Source organism: Priestia sp. JV24, from assembly GCF_025910025.1.
Lineage (GTDB): Bacteria > Bacillota > Bacilli > Bacillales > Bacillaceae_H > Priestia > Priestia megaterium.
The window spans coordinates 321,661-340,930 of the sequence record NZ_JAPCIN010000010.1 but is presented as its reverse complement, the minus strand read 5'-3'; the positions used below and the strand labels follow the sequence as shown (position 1 = coordinate 340,930).

Genomic DNA, 19,270 nt, shown 5'->3' with positions numbered 1-19,270 from the left:
TTTACTTTAAAATGATTCTTTTTTCACTCATTATTTTTTCTTCCCAATAAGCAAAATGACCTGTTATCTTCTTTATAAATAGACCTACAACCTTATTGACAAAATTAATGAGTCTTTGTTACCCTTATACACGTTGTGAAAAATTTAAAAGTGAATGCTAAGGAAAGCAGCCGTTTTGATGAATAATCAATCAAATCAGGTTCTTTCCTTTTTATATTTTTACTAAGGTAGATACTTTGCTAAATAAAGTTTCGCTTTATACACCGTGTCCTCTTTGTCATAGGCGCACTTAGACCGAAAACAGACGGAAAGGAGTATAAAATGTTTACTCAGCTTACAGAAAAAAATCAGAATGCAGAAGAACTAAAAGAAACACTTGATGATTTAGAGTTTCAGCTATTTCGCATGCAGGATAATTTAAAAGAAATTGCTAAAAAGTATGAAGTTATTGGTGTCGATCAGCCTGAAGATAATCAGTTAGTTATTGTATCGGCACAAAATGACGGAAACGCATGTAAAATTATGCTAAATGAATGTACAAAAGCCTATAGAGGGGCTTGGGATTTTGCCATCGATGGCGTATATGAAGATAATCACACGATTTTTATTGGTGACATTAAAGGGCCCGCTAATAAGGGATATGGCTCTGTATGTATGAATTATTTAAAAGAAGTAGCGGTTGATCAAAATGTTCATGTCATTAAAGGCGATATCGCTGAGCGCGATTGGGATCATCTCGAAAGATTGATTCATTTTTATGAAAAACATAACTTTGAGGTGAATATTGATTATACAAATAAGTGCGGAGAAATTGAGTGGACTCCAGCTTATCAATAAAAAAACAAACAGACGCTGTCTGTTCGTTTTTTATTTGATATATGCTAAGCTTTTTTTAATGCTGCTAAGAGGACTTTCTATACAGTGATCTTGTTCAACGATCCACCATTTTACGCCTGCTCTATGTCCTTCTTGCATTACAGCCTTTACATCTACTCCTCCGGTACCAAGAGGAGCAAAAAATTGTTCGCCGTCTGTTGTCATATCTTTTAAATGAATAAAAGGCGTACGATTTTGATAATGCTTCATCCACTCCACTGGATCTTCGCCTGCTTTAGTCAGCCAATAAATGTCCAACTCTACGTTTACCTCAGTTTCTTCTAAGATTGTTTGGAGAGCTGACTTTCCAGTTGACAATTTCTTTAGCTCAAAATCATGATGATGATAGCTAAACGACAGGCCTTCTTTTTTACAATAAGCATCAATGTAATTTAAAGAATCAATAAGTTCGAAATATCCTTTTTCAGTTTGTCGTTCAGGCATTAAATAAGGACAAACAATATGTGAATTTCCAACTTGCTGCTCAAAGTGAATCACCTGCTCTAAATTTGATTCTAATTGTTCAAGCGGCACGTGACTAGAAGCTGCCTTCAGCTGTAAATCCGTTAACCATGCTCTTACTTCTTGCGCTGTATATCCTTCGTACCCCGCAAACTCTACCCCTTGATACCCTAAAGCAGCTACTTTTTGAAGCGTTCCTTTAAAATCTTTTTTCGTTTCTTCACGCAGCGTATAAAGCTGAACTCCTACAGGTATTTCTCCCATTTTCTCTCCCCCTGTTCATTAAGAAAGTGATTGAACTATGGCTAAATCAACCCAATCTAAAGATGAACAAATTGAATAATTGAACTAGTATGAATTACTTATTACACAGCTGTTGATTTCCGTGCAAGACTTCGCTTTCCGCGGGCGGCCGGTGAGCCTCCTCGTCGCTTACGCTCCTTGCGGGGTCTCACCTGTTCCGCTTTTCCCGCAGGAGTCTTCGTCTTGCCCTCCAATCAACACCTAGAAGCAATTAACTACAATTAAATCTACGTTCATCCTAGAAAGGAAAAAATCCGAACGAATTTGATTCTCAATCAACAATAAGATTCGTTCGGATCCTCCTTTAACTAACATACTTTTTTTCAACATCTGCTGCTTTTTATTTTACTGCACTTCCAAGCATTCCGGAAATAAAATGACGCTGAAGTGCTAGGAAGAAGACAATGATTGGAATGGTTGCAATCGTTACTCCCATCATTACTTGGCCGTAATCAATAATCGATAAGCCAATTAAGCTTGAAAGAGCAACTGGCAATGTAGCCATTTCGTTAGATGTAGTCGCAACTAAAGGCCACATAAAGTTATTCCACTGTGTCATAAATAAGAAAATAGCTGCTGCAGCCATAGCAGGCTTCATAGAAGGAAGCACAATAGTTAAAAAGATTCTCATCTCTCCAGCTCCGTCCAAACGAGCTGCTTCAATAAGTTCCGTTGGAAAAGCTAAAAAGTTCTGACGTAATAAAAAGATAGCAAACGGAAAGCACAGCTGCGGAACAATAAGTGCAAAATACGTATCAAGCAAATTAAAATTCGACATCAGCTGAAAAAGTGGAATGAGCGTTGCTTGATATGGAATCATCATAGACAATAAAAGCGTAGTGAAAATTGCGTTGCGGCCTTTGAATTCAAATTTAGATAACGCATATGCAGCTGTGGAGCAGACCATTAAAGCTACAATCACATACACGACTGAAACAAATACTGAGTTAAAAAAGACGCGCCCTAAATCAATTGAAGCATTTAAATTTTGTAGATTTGTCATAAATTGATCGCCAGGCTTCAGCGTTGGAGGGTTTGTAAACATTTTTCCTGATTCATTCGTAGCGCCGATAAACATCCAGTAAAAAGGAAAAATTGAGATAATCGTAAACAGCCCAAGCAAGCTGTATAGTCCTATTTTGCGCATGATGTGCCTTTTCTTTTTGACCTTAGGAACGGTAACTACTGCGGTTGCTTCTACTCTCTCTAATACACTCATGATTTATCACCCGTAAATTTAAATTGGAAGAACGTTAAAATACCAACTAATAATACAACAACGTACGCAATAGCTGAAGCATATCCAAAATCAAAATATTTAAAGCCATTTTGATAAATATATAAGCCTAGCGTCATCGTTGAATCAGCAGGGCCGCCTTTTGTTAAGTTAAAAGGTTCGTCAAACAATTGAAGCGTGCCAATTGTTGATAAAATAGTAGCAAACAAGATAACGGGTTTTAATTGTGGAACCGTTACGTGGAAAAACTTTTGAATACGATTTGCTCCGTCTAAATCAGCTGCTTCGTAAACTTCATGAGATAAACTTTGAAGAGCTGCTAGAAAAATAACCATGTTATAACCTGTCCATCTCCAAGTCATCGCAACGATGATTGAGACTTTAGCCCAAAATGGATCCCCCAGCCACTGAATGGCATCGATACCGAAAAACCCTAAAATAGTATTCATAATTCCTTCATCTTGAAGAATGATTGAAAACAAAATAGAGTAGGCAACTAGTGACGTTACTGCCGGCAAGAAAAATGAAACTCGGAAAAAACCTTTTAGTCTTAAAAGCTGACTGTTTAACGCGTTAGCTAGTACAAGCGCTAATAAAATCATAACGGGTACTTGAACGATTAAAATAATTCCCGTATTTCCAAGCGCTTTCCAGAAAATATCATCTCCTAGTAAGCGTGTATAGTTTGATAACCCGGTAAATACATACTTTCCGCCTTCCATACTCTGAAAGCTTAGAACAAACGATGAAAAAATAGGATAGATTGTAAACAGCGCGAACAGCAAAAGTGCTGGAGCAATAAATAAGTAAGGCAACGATTTATTTGTCTTCATGATGACCTCCTAGTACCGCAAGAAGAAGAGATAGAAGGCAATTTTCCATAAATCACCTTCTATGCTTCTTGATTATTTTTTAATTCGGTTTTCTAAGCGTTTTTGAGCTGCTTGAAGCGAGTCTGTAACGCCCTTACCATTTGTTACTTCTGACACAGCTTTGACTGCTTCACTGTTTGCAACTGAGTAATTGCCCGTAAAATTAACCGGCTTAATATCTTTCATTTCATCTGCGAATGTTTTCCAAATCGTCTGATTGTTAAAGTACTCATCTTGTGCAGTGAATAATTTTGAAGAGTATACGGTATTTAATGATGGGAATAATCCGCCCTTCATCGCTTCTTCTTGAATTTTATCCGTTGTTGAGAAATACTCCATAAATTTGTAGGCTTCATCTGCTTTTTGACTAGTTGCTGAAATCACATAGTTGCTTCCACCTAAGTTAGAAGCACGGTTGCCTCCTTCTTCAAACGAAGGTAATAAAAACACTCCCCATTTTCCTTTTAAATCCGGAGCCTGCTGTGTAATAGAACCGGATAGCCAAGCACCAGATGGTGAACTTGCTACTTTACCTTCTGCTAAGGCACTGATTGAAGCATCCCAGCCCACTGTATTTTTAACAATGCCTGCTTCTTTTAACTTCTTATTTAACTCCATTGCTTTTTTCGCTTCTTTAGAAGTTAAATTTAGCTTTCCTTTGTTATTAAAATAGAACGTACCTTGCTGTGTCAGCGTCATTCGGAATAAGCCATCGTCATTATTAAAATCTAAACCTAGTAAATCAACGCCAACTTTTTCTTTAATTTTCTTACCAGCTGCAATGTAATCATCCCATGTTTTGATACTGTTTGGATCTACGCCTGCTTTTTCAAAGTAATCTGTGCGATAGAATACGCCTGTTGGACCTGCATCAAACGGGAAGCCGTACATATCTCCATTCTTTGATAAAAGGGCTCTCTTAAACTCAGGAAACTTATCTTCTTGCTTATCAAATCCTTTTTTAGATAGGTTTAAAAATGCTTTTGGAAATGCATCTAAATATCCTTGGAAACGATCGTCTTCTACTAATACAATATCAGGAAGGCCTTTTCCGCCAGCTTGCAATCCTGTTGTTAGTTTTGAATAAACATCTTCACGTCCCATATCCACTACTTTTAATTTAAACCCTGGATTCTCTTTTTGGTATTCTGCTGCTGCTTTCTTTAATACCGGTACGTTAATATTCCAAGCCCATGCAACAACTTCTTTTTCACCGCTACCACTTGTTTCATTAGCGGACTTTCCTCCGCATCCTGCAAGTACTAGGGTTAAAATGAGTGCAAAACTGATTAAACTAAACCAACGTTTCAATGAATACCCCTCCTATAATCTCGTCTCCTAGTGTGGCAAGTTTTTTTGTAGACGCTCATGACTCTTTCTCCAGAGAATTATTGAAAAATAATTCTGTATATTGAAAGCGTATACAATTTACTTAATCTAAATTATATGAATGAATACCTTTTTCCTCAATGGTAAATATAAAAGGCAAAAACCTTACATTTTTGCCTTTTTCTAAATTGATTTTGTTATTATGGTTTCTATTAACTTTTTCGTTCATGAAAAAAAGCGAATGTACTGTCGTTGTTGAAACAGAACACAATCGCTTATTTAAAAAAATCCAATGTATACTATTTTTTTGCTACATAAGTAACACTTTCTTGCTTATTTGGGACGTTCTAAGGAAAATAATTGCCCCAATTTACTATAGTTAGAACCCGCAAGCCGGCTGACTGGCTTCACACGTTCTGCAGAAACGCGATCGTTTTCTATCACTTTTTCACTAATATGAAACATCACAACTTCACCGATAAACAAATCTGAGCTGTATGCCTCATCCGTTCCTAATGGAACAATTTGGTGAAGCTTACATTCCATTCGAATGCTTGCTTCTTGAATTCCGGGAACCTGCACTTTTTTGCTGGGTGCTAGTGTTAACCCTGTTTCTTCGACTTCACTCACGGAAGAAGGATAAGAAGATGCCGCTTGATTCACTTGTTCCACTAAGCTTTCGTCTACAAGATGAACTACAAATTCTTTAGATGCACTAATATTTTTGGCCGTATCTTTCGTCATTTGACCTTCACTTCTCGAAACCGAAACGGCAATCAGCGGAGGCTCTGCCGCAACTACATTAAAAAAACTGAACGGCGCGGCATTCACTACACCGTCATCATTTTGACTTGTAATAAACGCAATTGGCCGAGGAATGACGACACCTGTTAGCAAATGATAATTGTCTTTTGCACTTTGTACCGCTGGATCCACTACTTTCATTTTACCCACTCCTTTTCTTCCATTTACTTTATTGTATGGTAACGAAAAGAGCATAGATTAGCTAGCAACTTGCTCACCAATACAATGAAAAGATCCGAACGATTACTCGTTCGGATCTTTCTTCAACTAAACTGCTTTTGTCTCAGCCTATTTCGTTAATTTAACACCGTAATTTTCACTGTACGACGTCCAAATGCTTTTGCAGCTGACTCGGAAGGTACTAATACGTCAATTCGATATCCTTTAATCGCACCGCCCGTATCACCTGCTGTTGCCACTCCGTATCCTTCTACGTATACTTTTGAACCTAATGGAATAACGGATGGATCTACCGCAATAATTTTATGAGTGCCTGAACTTACATTTTGTCCAGTGGCTGTTACACCGCTGCAGCCTGCACAATTAGCTGTATAAGCTGTTGCTTCTACATACATTTCTTTTCCAGAATGCTTTTGTGTGCTTTCTTCTTTTTTCGTTTCTTTTGCTTCTGAAGAAACGGCTGCTTTCTTCTCTGTAGCTGCAGCTGTTTTTACTTCTTGTTTTGGCTCTGTTTTTACTTCTTGTTTAGCTGTTGCTAGTTCAGCTTGACGCTTTGCTTCTGCATCAGCCTCAGCCTTTTCAGTCGCCTGCTGTTTTGCCACTTGCTCAGCTTGCTTTTGAGCTGCTTCTTTTTCTTTTGCAATCTTATCTTGAATGCCTGTTAGTTCAGACTGAAGATTTGCTTTTTCTGAAGAAGCTGCATCAATTTCATTTACGACCGTGCTGTATTTTTCTTGCATAGTTGTTAACGTTGCTGTTTGTTTCGCAACGTTTTTATCTAATTCAGCTTGTTTAGCTGCTAGGCTACCTTTTGCTGCTTCTAATACTTTTTCTTGCTTATCAATTTCTTTTTTATCTTTTTCAATTTGATCTAAGTCATTTTGATGCTGCTTTAAAATATCATTATCTGCTGACAATAACGTTGTGACAGCACCCATACGCGCGACAAAATCTCCAAAGTTATCAGCATTCATTAATGTATCAATAACAACGCTTGTTTTATCGTCTTGCTGTAAAGCAACTAATCGATTTTCAATAATATCTTTACGACTTAACACTTTTTCCTGAAGCAAAACGATTTCTTTTTTCTTTTTCTCAATCATTTTGTTCGCTTCTGAAATCTGCTTTTCAGTCGATGCTAACTCTTTTTTATTGCTAGAGATTACTGTATGTAATGAATTTAATTGTGATTGAATGTTTTGAACATCTGAATTGATAGACTGTTTCTCTTTCTCTTTTTGTTGAACAGCCTTTTCTGTTTCTTTAATTTTATTTTCAGTACTCTGGAGCGCTTCTTCATTCGATTGGGCGTGAGTCTCTGTGATGCCGGTCATGAAGAAAATTCCTGTGACTGCTGCAAGAGTCATACGCTTAAAAATTTTCATAAAGTAATAGTCCCCTTTCCTCATAGACATAGTTATACCATAAAAAACTATCTGTTTATGTTACAATACAGTTAAAAGTTTCCCATAATCTGTATAACCAAGAATCTCTTTCTGGGAATTCATCACCAAAATCCCTTGATAGAGAGGTTTACTGTTTATTAAAAAAGATATATTTTTGTCATAAACAGGGCATATTTGCTCTTTAAAAATAGAAATAAACGCTTATTATTACAGGTATATTACAAATTTTTCACAGAAAATTATGTGTTTCACCGTCTTTTTTCGGTGTTTTTTACTTTTTATTACATAAATTCCACCTACATAATTCCTACACTATTTATAAAGTTATGACTTTTTCACTTCTTTTTTACACTTTATATACATAAAAAGACGCCCATAAATCAAATGAGCGTCTTTTTTCTGCACACGTATAAAACCATTATTTGTCAGAGGTTACTAGTTTTAAAGGCACTGGAATTTGCTTATCTACCTTTTTGCCTTGAAGAACATTTTTAGCAGACTTTACGGCAAGTTTACCGATTAAAACAGGCTGCTGAGCTACAGTTGCTCCTAGCTTCCCTTCTTTTACCGCTTTAATTGCATCGTCGTTTCCATCAAACCCTACTACTAGCACATCTTTTCCTGAGCTGTTAATCGCTTGAATAGCTCCTAATGCCATTTCATCATTATGAGCAAATACGGCTTTGATACCAGGATTTCCTTGAAGAACATTCTCCATAACGTTTAAGCCTTTTGTACGGTCAAAATCAGCCGACTGTTTAGCCGTAATATCTAGCTTTTGATCCGCAACGTTGTGGAACCCTTTTCCTCGTTCACGAGTTGCTGAAGCTCCCGGCACGCCTTCAAGTTCTGCTACTTGAGCTTTTTCCCCTACTTTTTTCACAATGTAATCAGCAGCCATTTGACCACCTTTTACATTATCTGAAGCTACTAGGGTTTCTACTTTTCCTTTTTCTGCTGAACGATCTAGTGTAATAACTGGAATACCTACATTATTAGCCGATTGTACAGCTGTTGAAATAGCAGCTGAATCCGTTGGATTAATAAGCAGAATGTTAACACCTTGCTGCATTAAATCTTCTACATCGTTAATTTGTTTTGCTGAATCATTTTGAGCATCTACTACAACTACTTCCATGCCCAGTTTTTTTGCTTCTTTTTGTACCCCTTCTTTTAGCGAAACAAAAAACGGATTGTTTAATGTAGAAACGGATAAACCAATTTTAATATCTTTTAAATTTTTACTTTCAGATGGTTTCGCCCACTCAGGAGGCTGAAGTGAACAAGCCCCTAACAGTAATAATGAAAATGATAATAGCACGAGCCAAATTTTCTTCATGTTTTTCCCTCCTAAGCTGACTTTTTGCGATCAATTAATACCGCGATTAAAATAACAATTCCTTTTACGACCATTTGGTAAAAGGACGAAACGCCGAGTAAGTTTAAGCCGTTGTTTAACGTTCCGATAATCAGCGCACCAATTAACGTTCCAACAATGCGTCCACGTCCTCCAGAAAGGCTTGTTCCACCCAGTACTACTGCAGCGATAGCATCTAACTCGTAAGACGTACCTGCCGTTGGCTGAGCAGAGTTCAAACGAGAAGTCAAAATCGCTCCTGATAGCGCTGCCAATAATCCTGCTAGTGAGTAGATCATAACCTTAACTTTTGGTACTTTAATTCCTGAAATAAATGCTGCTTTTTCATTTCCCCCGATTGCATATGTTCTACGGCCAAACGGCGTTTTATGCAAAATCACCCATAGGACAGCAAATGCTAGTACCATCGTAATTGCCGGGACAGGAATACCTAGAAAATAGCCGCGGCCAAATAACTGGAAGTAATAGTTTTCGCCTAAGCCCGTAATCGGATTTCCATCTGTATAAACAAGCGTTAACCCTCTAAAAATTGTCATCGTCGCTAGCGTTGCAATAAACGGCGCCATTTTTCCTTTTGTAATAAGCAAGCCGTTAATCATACCCATTACAGCTCCTAACACACATCCTATTAAAATAGCTAAAATAGGATCTACACCTGACACAATCATACCTGCCATTAACGCACTTGATAAAGCAAGTATAGAGCCAACCGATAAATCAATTCCGCCTGTTAAAATGACAAACGTCATACCGAATGCAATTAAGGCATTAATGGCTACTTGACGCAGCAAGTTTAAAATATTTAAAGGTTCTAAAAAGCTTGGATTTAAAATCGATACAATGACAATAAGAATAAATAGACCTAGTAACGGACCTAGCTTTTGCATCACGTTATCAACGCGATTTTCTTTGATCGCTGTGTTTGCTTTCATTTTACTGACCTCCTGTTGCAAATGTCATAATTTTTTCTTGAGTTGCTTCTTCACTTGTCAGTTCACCTGTTATTTTCCCTTCATGCACAACCAAAATGCGATCGCTCATGCCGAGTACCTCTGGAAGCTCTGAAGACACCATGATAATAGCCACGCCTCTGTCTGTCAGTTCATTCATAAGCTGATAAATTTCACGCTTTGCCCCGACGTCAACTCCTCGAGTTGGTTCATCTAAAATCAGCACTTTTGGTCCAATGCCAATCCACTTGGCGATAACTACTTTTTGCTGATTTCCTCCCGATAAGTTACCCGCACTCGTCTCAGACGACTCGGTTTTGATCGTTAAACGTTTAATAAGTAAATCTACAAATTGCTGCTCGCTTTTTTGTTCAATAAAGCCTTTTGGCGAAAAGCTGAATAGACTTGGAAGCGCAATATTTTCTCGAATAGAAAAATCCAGGACGAGCCCTTCTGTTTTACGATCTTCTGTAATGAACCCGAGACCTAATTTAATGGCTTGGTCGGGCTTTGTGATACTGACCCGTTTGCCATTTAATATAATTTCGCCTTTTTCTAACGGATCAAGCCCAAAGATAGCGCGCATAATTTCGGTTCTGCCAGCTCCCATTAGCCCCGCAACACCGACAATTTCTCCTGATCGCACTGAAAAATGAACGTCTTGAAATACACCTTTTCTCTCCAAGCCTTTTGCTTCAAATACAACGTCTCCCTTAGGAGATGTCCTAGCAGGAAATCGATCCGTTAGCTCTCTTCCTACCATTTTGCGAACAACATCATCGAAGCTGGTTTCTGGAATCGGCTTTTTGTCTACCGTCTGTCCGTCACGCATGACCGTAATGGAATCACAAATAGCGAAAATCTCTTCCATACGATGTGAAATATAGACAATCGATACACCTTGTTTTCGCAGCGCATTAATTACGTCAAATAACTTTTGAATTTCTCTTTCAGTAAGCGCTGCGGTTGGCTCATCCATGATAATGACTTTTGCATTCGTCATCAGCGCTTTGGCTATCTCAATCATTTGCTGCTGTCCGACAGAACAAAGTCCCGCTTCTTGGTCAAGAGGAATGGTCACAGCTAATTTTTCAAACTGCTTCTTTGCTAACGCTTTCATTTCTTTTGTTTTTAAAAAACCTAAAGGCGTTTTTAATTCTTTGCCAATAAATAAGTTCTCAAGCACCGTCATTTCAGGCCAAACGTTCAGCTCTTGATGAATAAAGGTAACTCCGTTTTGTTCTGCTTCTTTTGGGTTTTGAAAATACGTCTCTTTGCCATCAATCAGAATCTGCCCTTCATCTTTTTTGTGAAGGCCGGTTAAAATATTCATCAGCGTAGATTTCCCCGCTCCATTTTCCCCCATTAGTGCGTGAACTTCACCTTCATGTAATTCAAAATCCACGCCCCTTAGTACACGGTTTGCTCCAAAGGCTTTATGAATCCCTCTCATTGCAATATGCATGCTGTTCACCTCTTTTAAAAAATAACTCCCGCTTGTAAAATGCAGTTTGCATAAGGAGTTGCTTCTCCTGTACGAATCACAACTTTCGCTTTGCTTGTCAGCATTTTTAATTGTTCATGCAATACTTCTTCTACTAAGATGTTTTGCTTCTCCATCAACTCGTAAGCCTTTTGATTTCTTTCTTTCATTTCAGAAGCAATCACTATTTTTTCTGTAGCCATATCTTCTAACACAGCTACTACTACATCTTCAAAGCTAGGCACCCCTAGCTTTAAAGATAAATCAATTTTAGGCACGTCACTCGGAACAGGTAACCCTGCATCTGCAATGACAATAGTGTCTGTATGACCTAGATCTGTTAGTATTTTTGTAATATGACTGTTAATCATTCCGTGACGTTTCATTTACAGACTCTCCTCCACTTCTTTTCGAGTCGGCATACCGCCTTGCGCACCAAATTTAGTGACGGATAGCGAAGCTGCGCGATTAGCAAACTGAATTCCTTTTTCAAAACCCATTCCTTCGGCAAGTGCCACAGCAAGCGCTGCGTTAAATGTATCTCCTGCTCCTGTTGTATCAATCGTTTCTACTTGATAAGAAGGAACCAATACTTCTTTCTCGCCGTTAAAATAGCGCACACCTTGTTTTCCTTCTGTAATAAACAATTTATTTGGATATTGTTTTAATACTTCTTCTTTTTCTTTTCCTTCAAATAAAAGCTCTGCTTCATGTTCATTTGGAGTGATGTAAGAAACTTGTTCAATCACTTCTGCTTTTAATGGTCTTGCAGGCGCTGGATTTAACAAAAGCGGTACTTTAAGTTCCTGACAAAGCTGAGCAACATATTCAACCGTTTCTTCTGGAATCTCTTGCTGAATAAGTACGATATCCGCGTCTTTAATTTTTTCTTTTGCTTTTTCTACGTAGTCTGGAGTAATATAATCGTTTGCTCCTTTGACAACTACAATGCTGTTATCTCCTTCAGCGAGTATAATGTGAGCTGTTCCGCTATCTAAATCTGTAACCGGTTTCACATTTTTCACGGATACACCGTTTGATTTGAAATTCTCCAGAATTGCTTTTCCGTAATGATCTTCGCCCACACACCCAATCATACTCACATCAGCTCCAAGACGGGCTGCTGCAACAGCTTGGTTCGCTCCTTTTCCTCCAGGAACAGTTTTGAATGATTCTCCTAACACTGTTTCTCCAGCTCCAGGACGAATATTTGATGTTACTACTAAATCCATTGATGAACTTCCAATCACAGTTACTTTAGCCATGTTCCTCAACCTTTCGTGTCGTATTTCGTTCAATAAACGTAACCGGTAGTTGTACTTGCTTTTGAATTAAAGGTTCTTTCTTAATACATTTCATTAACAGACCTGCTGCTTGCTTGCCCATTTCATAAGCAGGCTGACGAATTGTAGACAGCGCTGGAAACGAAAAGCGGCTTTGCGGAATATCATCAAAACCAATTACTTGTAGATCATCGGGCACGCTTTTTTCTAATCGAAACGCCTCGTGTAAAACGGCTGTGGCTACAATGTCATTACTTGCAATAATCCCGTCCGTTTCAGGGTACTTTTGAAAGATTTCCTTTGCCCATTTCTGTGCATCGTCAAACGCTAGAGAATTTGTATTTAATACGTAAAAGTCTGCATCAGACTGACTCAAAACAGACAGAGAGCCTTGAAAGCGTTCCTGAGCAGGCTTTACATTTACTGGACCTTTGATAAGTGTAATTCTTTTACTTCCTCTTTTGATTATTTCTTCTGCAGCAAGTTTTCCACCCTCAAAACCATCAGCATAAACGGATGGATACTGATCAGAACTTCTATCTAAAAACACGACGGGAAATGTAAGACCTTCATATAGTTTCTGAGCTAGACTTGTTGTTGCCGTGATCATCCCTACTACATGGTTTTGCGTAAACATTTGGAGATAGGTTAATTCTTTCTCTAACTGCTCATCACTATTGCCAAGAATTAAACGAAATCCATGGCTATGTACTTCATCTTCTATTCCTCGTGCAAGCTGAGGGAAAAAAGGGTTTGTAATGTCTGGAAGCAAGAGACCAATCAAACGCGATTCACGTGTATAAAGCGAACGGGCTACCTCGTTAGGGCTGTAGTTTAATTTTTGAATTGTATTCATTACTCGCACACGCGTGTCTTCTTTTACATATCCTGTACTGTTTAAAACGCGCGAAACGGTCGCAACGGACACGCCTGCTTCTTTTGCTACATCACGAATTGTTACCACTTTATTTCCCTCCCTTCATATATGTAACCGTTTACACAAATGATAACATGGAAAAGTGAAGTTGACAATCTTTTTATTAAAAAAATCACTTCATTAAGAAGTGATTTTTCTTTCATTAGATATTAGCGTCTAGTTTCTTAAATAATTTCAAAAATTGCTCTTGATCTTTCGGTTCATAGCAAGAAAAGAAATGAGCAATCATCTTTTGCACAATTTCATTTGCTTCTTCAATCACTTGTTCACCTTTAGCTGTTAACTCAATGTTTACTTTGCGGCGATCCTCTTTAGAGTGATAGCGTGAAACTAACTCTAAGTCTATTAAACGATTAATAACAGGAGTAATCGCACTAGGCTTGACGCGCATCTCTTCTGCCAGCTTGGTTACCCCAATGTGACTGCACTTACCGATAATTAATAAGATATGATATTGAAAAGGTGTAATCCCTTGTGAAAGTAACCTTTCTTTTATCTCTGTCATTACCTTTTTGTTAAGGGATATCGAAATTCTCTGGACCTCTTCAATAAATGTGAGCTGTTCCATGTTTTGACGTCCCCTTTCTTATAATCAGGGAGTCGATGTTAACATGTCAGCCCCCTGCTGCACTCCAAGCGAAACCTAGCCTGGGGAGAGCGGCTGGTTTCGCGGAATGCTTATAACCTATTTTCTATCTATTTTATTCCGTACTATTATAATAGAAGAAACTCATTCACTATCGTTTTTCTTAAACGATCTTAAAGCCTTACGAAAAGCGTCATCATTCATAACGTCACGTTCTTCTTTTGTAAAAACCGTGTCGTCTTTTTCGCCTTCTCTAAACTTTTGCAGCACTTGACGATACATATCATCGTTCATGACATCTTTTTCTTTCTTATGTCTAGATGTTCTCGTTTCCGTCTTGGCCTGCGGCTCTTTTGGTGCTTCTTTTGGTGCTGCAGGTTTTTTTTCTGCCACTTTTTTCTCTTCTACTTTTGGCTCTTTAGGAGCATTTGAAGCAGCCGCTTCTTTTTTAGGTGGAACTGTACGCTGGCGCTTAGAAGATGATGCTTTAGCATTCATTGTAATAATTAGTACAACCAGAATCACAGCTACAACGATCAGTAAAATACCTAACATACTGTCACCTACTGTCCTTGTGTCATTCGTTTAGTCACTTGAACAACACGTTCTCCTAACGCTTTACCTAGCGCTTGGTCGTTCTCTGTTAATAATTCGTCACCTTCGATTGGACAAGTAATTCCCACACCGTAATAAGTACCGTACAGCGCATTTTCTGGAATGTTACCTGGTAAGCCAGCGATAACCATTCCTTGATGAAGCATCGGTGTAATTAAATTTAAAAGCGTTGCTTCTAAGCCCCCGTGCGTTGTAGCTGTTGTACAGAACACCGCACCTACTTTATCAATTAATTTACCTTCTGCCCATAAATAACCTAATTTATCAATCCACGTTTTTAACCCTGAACTGATTGTTCCAAAATGCCCTGGGCAGCCCCAAATAATAGCATCCATTTCAGGCAGTTCACGTACATCTGCTTCTTCTACATGCTTTACATATACAGTTGCTTCTCCAGACAGCTCGGCGCCAGAAGCAATCGCTTTTGCTAATGCCTCTGTATGTCCGCCTTCACTATCATATACGATACAAATTTTCATCCTTTATCCCTCCGTTGCTTATGAGTTCATATCTTTTGGTGCCGGTAACATACGAATATCGTCTGTTGTTTCTTTTTCTGTCTCTTCTACTTCTACTACTGCATCTTTACGAACATCACGTAGGAAGAAACTTAAAATCAATCCAATAATGGCAATAATAACTGTCCAATAAAACGCGTCGTTAATTCCTTGTACAGTTGCTTGCGCTTGAACTTTTCCAGCTAATGTTGTTAAAGCTTGTTTTTGCGCCTCTGTTTGAGAAAGGTGAAGCGTTTGAGCAATCTTTTGCACAAATGCCTGGAAGTTATTCATAAAGAATGGATCGGATGTAGTCATGGAACTGCTCATTTCATTCACATGATATGTTGTGCGATTTGTAAAGATTGTAGTCATTAAACTGATACCGATTGAACCACTCACCTGACGAAGCGTGTTCGCCATTGATGTACCATGGCTGCTTAATTTTGCCGGCAGCTGATTTAAACCAGCCGTCATAATTGGCATCATCAATAATGACATACCGAATGCACGGATCATATAAATAATAACAATATGACTAAACGGTGTTTCAAGCGTTAATTTTGTAAATTCAAATGTTGTCACCACTGTAATCAACATCCCGACAATCCCTAGTGGACGCGGTCCTAATTTATCAAACAGCGTACCAGAAATTGGTGACATAACTAACATAACAAGTGCACCAGGCAAGATTAATAAACCTGAATCAAATGCTGAATAGCCACGAATGTTTTGCAAGTAAATTGGCAATAAGAACATACCAGCATACATACTAATTGTAATGGCAATACTAATGATATTAGATAATGAGAAAATACTGTATTTAAATACTCTCACATCAAGTAATGGACTCTTAAGTCGAAGCTGCTGCACGACAAAGATGATTAATAAGACAATACCGCCAATCATCGTTGACAATACAACTGAATCCGTCCAGCCATCGTTTCCAGCTTCACTGAAGCCGTATAGAAGTAAAGCCATACCTGCAAGAGATGTAAACACAGAAATTAGATCTACTTTTACATTTTGAGGTGGTTTAATATCTTTTAATTTAAAAGCTGCAATAATAAGTACGAGCGCACCTAGTGGCACCATTCCCGTAAATAAAATATGCCAGTCATAGTTTTGAATAACCCATCCTGAAAGCGTCGGTCCAATTGCCGGAGCGAACATCATGGCTAAACCAAAGATACCCATTCCTTTTCCGCGCATATGAGGAGGGAAAATAAATACGATAATGGTCATAACTAGAGGTGCTAGCACTCCGCCTCCGACTGCTTGAACCAGACGTCCGATTAGCATAATCGAGAAAGTAGGCGCAATCCCGCAGATAAGTGCACCTATTGTAAAGCAGGCCATTGCAAATAAGAATAAGCGACGAACTCCAAAACGTTCAATTAAATAGGCTGATAATGGAATAAGTGCACCATTGACAAGCATATATCCTGTAAGCAACCACTGTGCGGTATTAGCCGTAACGCCAAACTCTGTAATCAGATGCGGAATCGCAACATTTAGCAGCGTTTGGTTTAAAATTGCTAAGAACAATCCAAGCATAAGTACGACTAGCAGCGGGATATGCTTTTTAACTGAGCTTTCCTCTGGTTGTATCGTGTTTGCTGACATCAGTTCCTTCCTCCTTTCTTCTCTTCTTAATCATGTACGTTCTTAGTTTTTAGAGATTTTAACTTCTGCGTTCATACCTGGTAGTACGTTTTCAGAGTAGTTAGAAATAGAGATTTTAACAGGAACTGTTTGTGATACTTTCGTATAGTTGCCGTCTGAATTAGAACTTGGCATTAATGAGAAAATTGAGTTTGTTGCATAACCGATTTCTTCTACTTTTCCATCGATTGTTGTTTTAGTATCTCCGTCAACTGTTACATCAACGTCATCGCCAGCTTCAATATCTTTTAATTTGTCTTCTTTAATGTTTGCAATGATGAATAAGTTATTCATATCTACTTCGCTAGCAATTTGTTGACCAGCTTGAACCATTTGATTTTCTTTTACCTGTGTTTTGATGATTTTACCGTCTTCTGGTACTGTAACTGTTTTTTCTCCATCTTCTGATTGGATTTTAGCTACCTCATCATCTTTTGAAACATCTTTACCTTCTTCAACGTTCCAGCTTGCTACTTTACCTGCCGCTGGCGCTACTACTGTATAAAGGTCGCCGGACACTTTTGCATTGTCTGTGGATACATAATTAGATTTTTGAATATAATAGTATCCCCCACCAATAATTAAAGCTAATACTACAATAATTCCGATAAAGTTCATTAAAATTAAACGCCCTCTTGACATTTATTTTACCTCCTTAATATTTCATTCAGTTAAGTATTACGCTAGATAACTTTATCACAAAGATATTTAGTTGTAAATAACTTTGATTTTAATTTATTTTTAAAACTAAACATTTATGTTTCATAAAGTTTTCCCGACTGAATACTTTACTACATCTTTAACTGAAATACAACTTAAAAGTTTTGGTTTCTTTACAAGTACTTTACTTTACTTTAAAGTTAGATATATAAGCATAGGGTTATCCACAAAAACAGCTTCTTTTTTTCGGAACAAACTCCCTATATACATAAACCACAATAGGTAACTAGCAGCAATTGTTTAACACCTATAATGATAAAGAAAAGGTGATTATAATGGATCAGCAGTTAATAGATAAACTAGAAAAACTTGACCAAGTTAAAACCTCATTATTTGAACTCAAGCGAAAGCTCTTGGAAGATAAAATCAGTGAGCAGCCCTATAATTTGACCATTACGAAATTTTTAATTCTAAAATTCATTGGAGTCAGCTCCAAACGTATGGTAGCTGAAATTTCTTCAAATCTAAAGCTAACCTCCGGAGCTACTACCATTTTATTAAATCAATTAGAAGATGATGCACTCATTAAGCGCGTACGTGACCAAAAAGACCGCCGAATTGTATGGATATCCTTAACAGAGGCTGGCGAAACATTAGTGAACTATGTAATTGAGCAGCGAAATTTATTTTGGCAAGACATGCTTTTTGCTCTAACTCCTGAAGAACAGGATGAGTACCTCCGCATGCTTGAAAAAATGGAAAAACGAATTAGACAAACTGTAGATCGTTAATGCTAAAAAGCGTGTGTTCATTTATTTATGGACACACGCTTTTTATAACCCGCTACTATTGACGAGTTTAGGAAGCTTTTTGTTTGCTGTCTTTAAAATTCAGGATTATTTTTCAAAAATCCATTCCAAGCCTGTGCTGTAGCTTTCTCAATTTCTTCTTTGGAAGCATGAAGCCTCTTAGCGCTGTCTCCATAGCCAATTTCGATTTTATCTTTTTTCAATTCTTCAAATATCGAATCAGCAAAGTCATCAAGCGGTGCTCCAAATGTATGAAGTCCCGGTCCTCCTAAATCCGTGTTCACGGCTGGAGGAAGAATTTCTATCACTTCGGTATTTGTTTCTTCTAATTGATGTCTTAGACTAATCGTAAACGACCTCAACGCCGCTTTTGTTGCGCTGTAGATTGGTACCCATGCTCCAGGTGTTAAAGACAGCCCGGACGTTACATTAATAACCGCAGCACGTTCTTGCTGAACAAAATGAGGAACCAATAATGACGTTAAATGAATAGGAGCACTTACATTACTCATTAGTTCTTTTTCGTAATACTGCCACTCTTCGTGCATGTGTAAAAGATTTACGCGCTGCTGAATGCCTGCATTATTCACAATAACATTTAATTTCGGGAACCTTTCAGTCGCCCATTTTACTAGCTCTACTCTGCTTTCTTCCATTGATACGTCGCACACTTTTGTATGTAATGAAGGGAATCTTTCTTTTGCTTCTTGCAGCTTTGACTCCCTTCTTCCACAAATAATGACTTCATTTCCTTCATTTAAAAACCGTTCTGCAAGCGCCAACCCAATTCCGGACGCTCCGCCCGTAATTAAAATAGTGTTTCCTGACATCTTCATTACTTTTCCTCCTCGTTCGACTATCACATTTATTTGTTAATAAACAAAGCGCTACTGCATGAATGACAATAGCGCTTTGTTTATTATTTATCTTACAAGACG

21 protein-coding genes are annotated in these 19,270 nt (G+C 38.0%); 2 read left to right on the top strand and 19 right to left on the bottom strand.

The window, feature by feature from the left end:
• Positions 1–321 precede the first annotated feature (321 nt).
• Positions 322–837 (top strand): N-acetyltransferase, encoded by a 516-nt coding sequence (locus OK414_RS04595; protein ID WP_013055642.1) that lies wholly within the window; start codon positions 322–324, stop codon positions 835–837.
• Positions 838–867: 30 nt separating this feature from the next.
• Here the strand turns inward: OK414_RS04595 and OK414_RS04590 are convergent, their stop codons facing one another.
• The 18 genes from OK414_RS04590 to OK414_RS04505 all read right to left on the bottom strand — a co-directional run bounded on the left by OK414_RS04590 (position 868) and on the right by OK414_RS04505 (position 17,505).
• Entirely contained in the window at positions 868–1,602 is a 735-nt protein-coding gene (locus tag OK414_RS04590; RefSeq protein WP_263045681.1) for a sugar phosphate isomerase/epimerase family protein, read from the bottom strand.
• A gap of 101 nt (positions 1,603–1,703) precedes the next feature.
• Entirely contained in the window at positions 1,704–1,835 is a 132-nt protein-coding gene (locus tag OK414_RS29890; protein ID WP_308284841.1) for a hypothetical protein, read from the bottom strand.
• Between the two features lie 146 nt (positions 1,836–1,981).
• The gene (locus OK414_RS04580) at positions 1,982–2,788 is read right to left on the bottom strand and encodes a carbohydrate ABC transporter permease (protein WP_026106517.1); all 807 of its coding nucleotides are present in this window, start codon (positions 2,786–2,788) and stop codon (positions 1,982–1,984) included.
• 68 nt (positions 2,789–2,856) lie between these two features.
• Entirely contained in the window at positions 2,857–3,711 is an 855-nt protein-coding gene (locus OK414_RS04575; RefSeq protein ID WP_013055639.1) for a carbohydrate ABC transporter permease, read from the bottom strand.
• Between the two features lie 72 nt (positions 3,712–3,783).
• Complete coding sequence (locus tag OK414_RS04570; protein WP_263045682.1) at positions 3,784–5,061, bottom strand: ABC transporter substrate-binding protein; 1,278 nt, start codon at positions 5,059–5,061, stop codon at positions 3,784–3,786.
• A 351-nt stretch (positions 5,062–5,412) separates the two neighbouring features.
• Positions 5,413–6,024 (bottom strand): flavin reductase family protein, encoded by a 612-nt coding sequence (locus OK414_RS04565; RefSeq protein WP_034654047.1) that lies wholly within the window; start codon positions 6,022–6,024, stop codon positions 5,413–5,415.
• 155 nt (positions 6,025–6,179) lie between these two features.
• The gene (locus OK414_RS04560) at positions 6,180–7,448 is read right to left on the bottom strand and encodes a 3D domain-containing protein (protein ID WP_034654049.1); all 1,269 of its coding nucleotides are present in this window, start codon (positions 7,446–7,448) and stop codon (positions 6,180–6,182) included.
• Positions 7,449–7,887: 439 nt separating this feature from the next.
• A complete protein-coding gene (gene rbsB, locus OK414_RS04555) occupies positions 7,888–8,808 on the bottom strand; it encodes a ribose ABC transporter substrate-binding protein RbsB (protein ID WP_013055634.1) in 921 nt (306 codons plus the stop codon).
• A gap of 11 nt (positions 8,809–8,819) precedes the next feature.
• Entirely contained in the window at positions 8,820–9,779 is a 960-nt protein-coding gene (gene rbsC, locus OK414_RS04550; protein ID WP_025749709.1) for a ribose ABC transporter permease RbsC, read from the bottom strand.
• Between the two features lies 1 nt (position 9,780).
• Positions 9,781–11,262 carry a sugar ABC transporter ATP-binding protein gene (locus OK414_RS04545; protein WP_013081941.1) on the bottom strand — a complete coding sequence of 494 codons (1,482 nt, stop codon included), beginning with the start codon at positions 11,260–11,262 and terminating at the stop codon, positions 9,781–9,783.
• 14 nt (positions 11,263–11,276) lie between these two features.
• On the bottom strand, positions 11,277–11,666 hold the full coding sequence (gene rbsD, locus OK414_RS04540) for a D-ribose pyranase (protein ID WP_263045683.1): 390 nt from the start codon (positions 11,664–11,666) through the stop codon (positions 11,277–11,279).
• Positions 11,667–12,545: a ribokinase gene (gene rbsK, locus OK414_RS04535; RefSeq protein WP_047932650.1), complete on the bottom strand. Its 879-nt coding sequence runs from the start codon at positions 12,543–12,545 to the stop codon at positions 11,667–11,669.
• Positions 12,538–13,527 (bottom strand): LacI family DNA-binding transcriptional regulator, encoded by a 990-nt coding sequence (locus OK414_RS04530; protein ID WP_263045684.1) that lies wholly within the window; start codon positions 13,525–13,527, stop codon positions 12,538–12,540. Before OK414_RS04530 ends, rbsK begins: the two co-directional genes overlap by 8 nt.
• 115 nt (positions 13,528–13,642) lie before the next feature.
• Positions 13,643–14,068 carry a MarR family winged helix-turn-helix transcriptional regulator gene (locus OK414_RS04525; protein ID WP_013055628.1) on the bottom strand — a complete coding sequence of 142 codons (426 nt, stop codon included), beginning with the start codon at positions 14,066–14,068 and terminating at the stop codon, positions 13,643–13,645.
• A 162-nt stretch (positions 14,069–14,230) separates the two neighbouring features.
• Positions 14,231–14,641, bottom strand: coding sequence for a hypothetical protein (locus tag OK414_RS04520; protein WP_034654067.1), 411 nt, complete (start codon positions 14,639–14,641; stop codon positions 14,231–14,233).
• An 8-nt stretch (positions 14,642–14,649) separates the two neighbouring features.
• Complete coding sequence (locus OK414_RS04515; protein ID WP_014461382.1) at positions 14,650–15,180, bottom strand: NAD(P)H-dependent oxidoreductase; 531 nt, start codon at positions 15,178–15,180, stop codon at positions 14,650–14,652.
• 18 nt (positions 15,181–15,198) lie between these two features.
• Positions 15,199–16,824, bottom strand: a complete 1,626-nt coding sequence (locus OK414_RS04510; protein ID WP_013081936.1) for a DHA2 family efflux MFS transporter permease subunit — start codon at positions 16,822–16,824, stop codon at positions 15,199–15,201.
• A 42-nt stretch (positions 16,825–16,866) separates the two neighbouring features.
• Positions 16,867–17,505 carry an HlyD family efflux transporter periplasmic adaptor subunit gene (locus OK414_RS04505; RefSeq protein WP_013055624.1) on the bottom strand — a complete coding sequence of 213 codons (639 nt, stop codon included), beginning with the start codon at positions 17,503–17,505 and terminating at the stop codon, positions 16,867–16,869.
• Positions 17,506–17,858: 353 nt separating this feature from the next.
• Here OK414_RS04505 and OK414_RS04500 point away from each other — a divergent pair, with 353 nt between their 5' ends.
• Complete coding sequence (locus tag OK414_RS04500; RefSeq protein ID WP_016763199.1) at positions 17,859–18,314, top strand: MarR family winged helix-turn-helix transcriptional regulator; 456 nt, start codon at positions 17,859–17,861, stop codon at positions 18,312–18,314.
• Between the two features lie 92 nt (positions 18,315–18,406).
• On the opposite strand, the gene OK414_RS04495 is transcribed toward OK414_RS04500, so the two are convergent.
• On the bottom strand, positions 18,407–19,168 hold the full coding sequence (locus OK414_RS04495) for an SDR family oxidoreductase (protein WP_263045685.1): 762 nt from the start codon (positions 19,166–19,168) through the stop codon (positions 18,407–18,409).
• Positions 19,169–19,270 lie beyond the last annotated feature (102 nt).

What these genes read in the sequence shown, in the direction of transcription:
- OK414_RS04595 (WP_013055642.1), top strand. Translation starts at nt 322, where the DNA reads ATGTTTACTCAGCTTACAGAAAAAAATCAGAATGCAGAAGAACTAAAA.
- OK414_RS04590 (WP_263045681.1), bottom strand. Translation starts at nt 1,602, where the DNA reads ATGGGAGAAATACCTGTAGGAGTTCAGCTTTATACGCTGCGTGAAGAA.
- OK414_RS04580 (WP_026106517.1), bottom strand. Translation starts at nt 2,788, where the DNA reads ATGCGCAAAATAGGACTATACAGCTTGCTTGGGCTGTTTACGATTATC.
- OK414_RS04575 (WP_013055639.1), bottom strand. Translation starts at nt 3,711, where the DNA reads ATGAAGACAAATAAATCGTTGCCTTACTTATTTATTGCTCCAGCACTT.
- OK414_RS04565 (WP_034654047.1), bottom strand. Translation starts at nt 6,024, where the DNA reads ATGAAAGTAGTGGATCCAGCGGTACAAAGTGCAAAAGACAATTATCAT.
- OK414_RS04560 (WP_034654049.1), bottom strand. Translation starts at nt 7,448, where the DNA reads ATGAAAATTTTTAAGCGTATGACTCTTGCAGCAGTCACAGGAATTTTC.
- rbsB (WP_013055634.1), bottom strand. Translation starts at nt 8,808, where the DNA reads ATGAAGAAAATTTGGCTCGTGCTATTATCATTTTCATTATTACTGTTA.
- rbsC (WP_025749709.1), bottom strand. Translation starts at nt 9,779, where the DNA reads ATGAAAGCAAACACAGCGATCAAAGAAAATCGCGTTGATAACGTGATG.
- OK414_RS04545 (WP_013081941.1), bottom strand. Translation starts at nt 11,262, where the DNA reads ATGCATATTGCAATGAGAGGGATTCATAAAGCCTTTGGAGCAAACCGT.
- rbsD (WP_263045683.1), bottom strand. Translation starts at nt 11,666, where the DNA reads ATGAAACGTCACGGAATGATTAACAGTCATATTACAAAAATACTAACA.
- rbsK (WP_047932650.1), bottom strand. Translation starts at nt 12,545, where the DNA reads ATGGCTAAAGTAACTGTGATTGGAAGTTCATCAATGGATTTAGTAGTA.
- OK414_RS04525 (WP_013055628.1), bottom strand. Translation starts at nt 14,068, where the DNA reads ATGGAACAGCTCACATTTATTGAAGAGGTCCAGAGAATTTCGATATCC.
- OK414_RS04520 (WP_034654067.1), bottom strand. Translation starts at nt 14,641, where the DNA reads ATGTTAGGTATTTTACTGATCGTTGTAGCTGTGATTCTGGTTGTACTA.
- OK414_RS04515 (WP_014461382.1), bottom strand. Translation starts at nt 15,180, where the DNA reads ATGAAAATTTGTATCGTATATGATAGTGAAGGCGGACATACAGAGGCA.
- OK414_RS04510 (WP_013081936.1), bottom strand. Translation starts at nt 16,824, where the DNA reads ATGTCAGCAAACACGATACAACCAGAGGAAAGCTCAGTTAAAAAGCAT.
- OK414_RS04505 (WP_013055624.1), bottom strand. Translation starts at nt 17,505, where the DNA reads ATGTCAAGAGGGCGTTTAATTTTAATGAACTTTATCGGAATTATTGTA.
- OK414_RS04500 (WP_016763199.1), top strand. Translation starts at nt 17,859, where the DNA reads ATGGATCAGCAGTTAATAGATAAACTAGAAAAACTTGACCAAGTTAAA.
- OK414_RS04495 (WP_263045685.1), bottom strand. Translation starts at nt 19,168, where the DNA reads ATGAAGATGTCAGGAAACACTATTTTAATTACGGGCGGAGCGTCCGGA.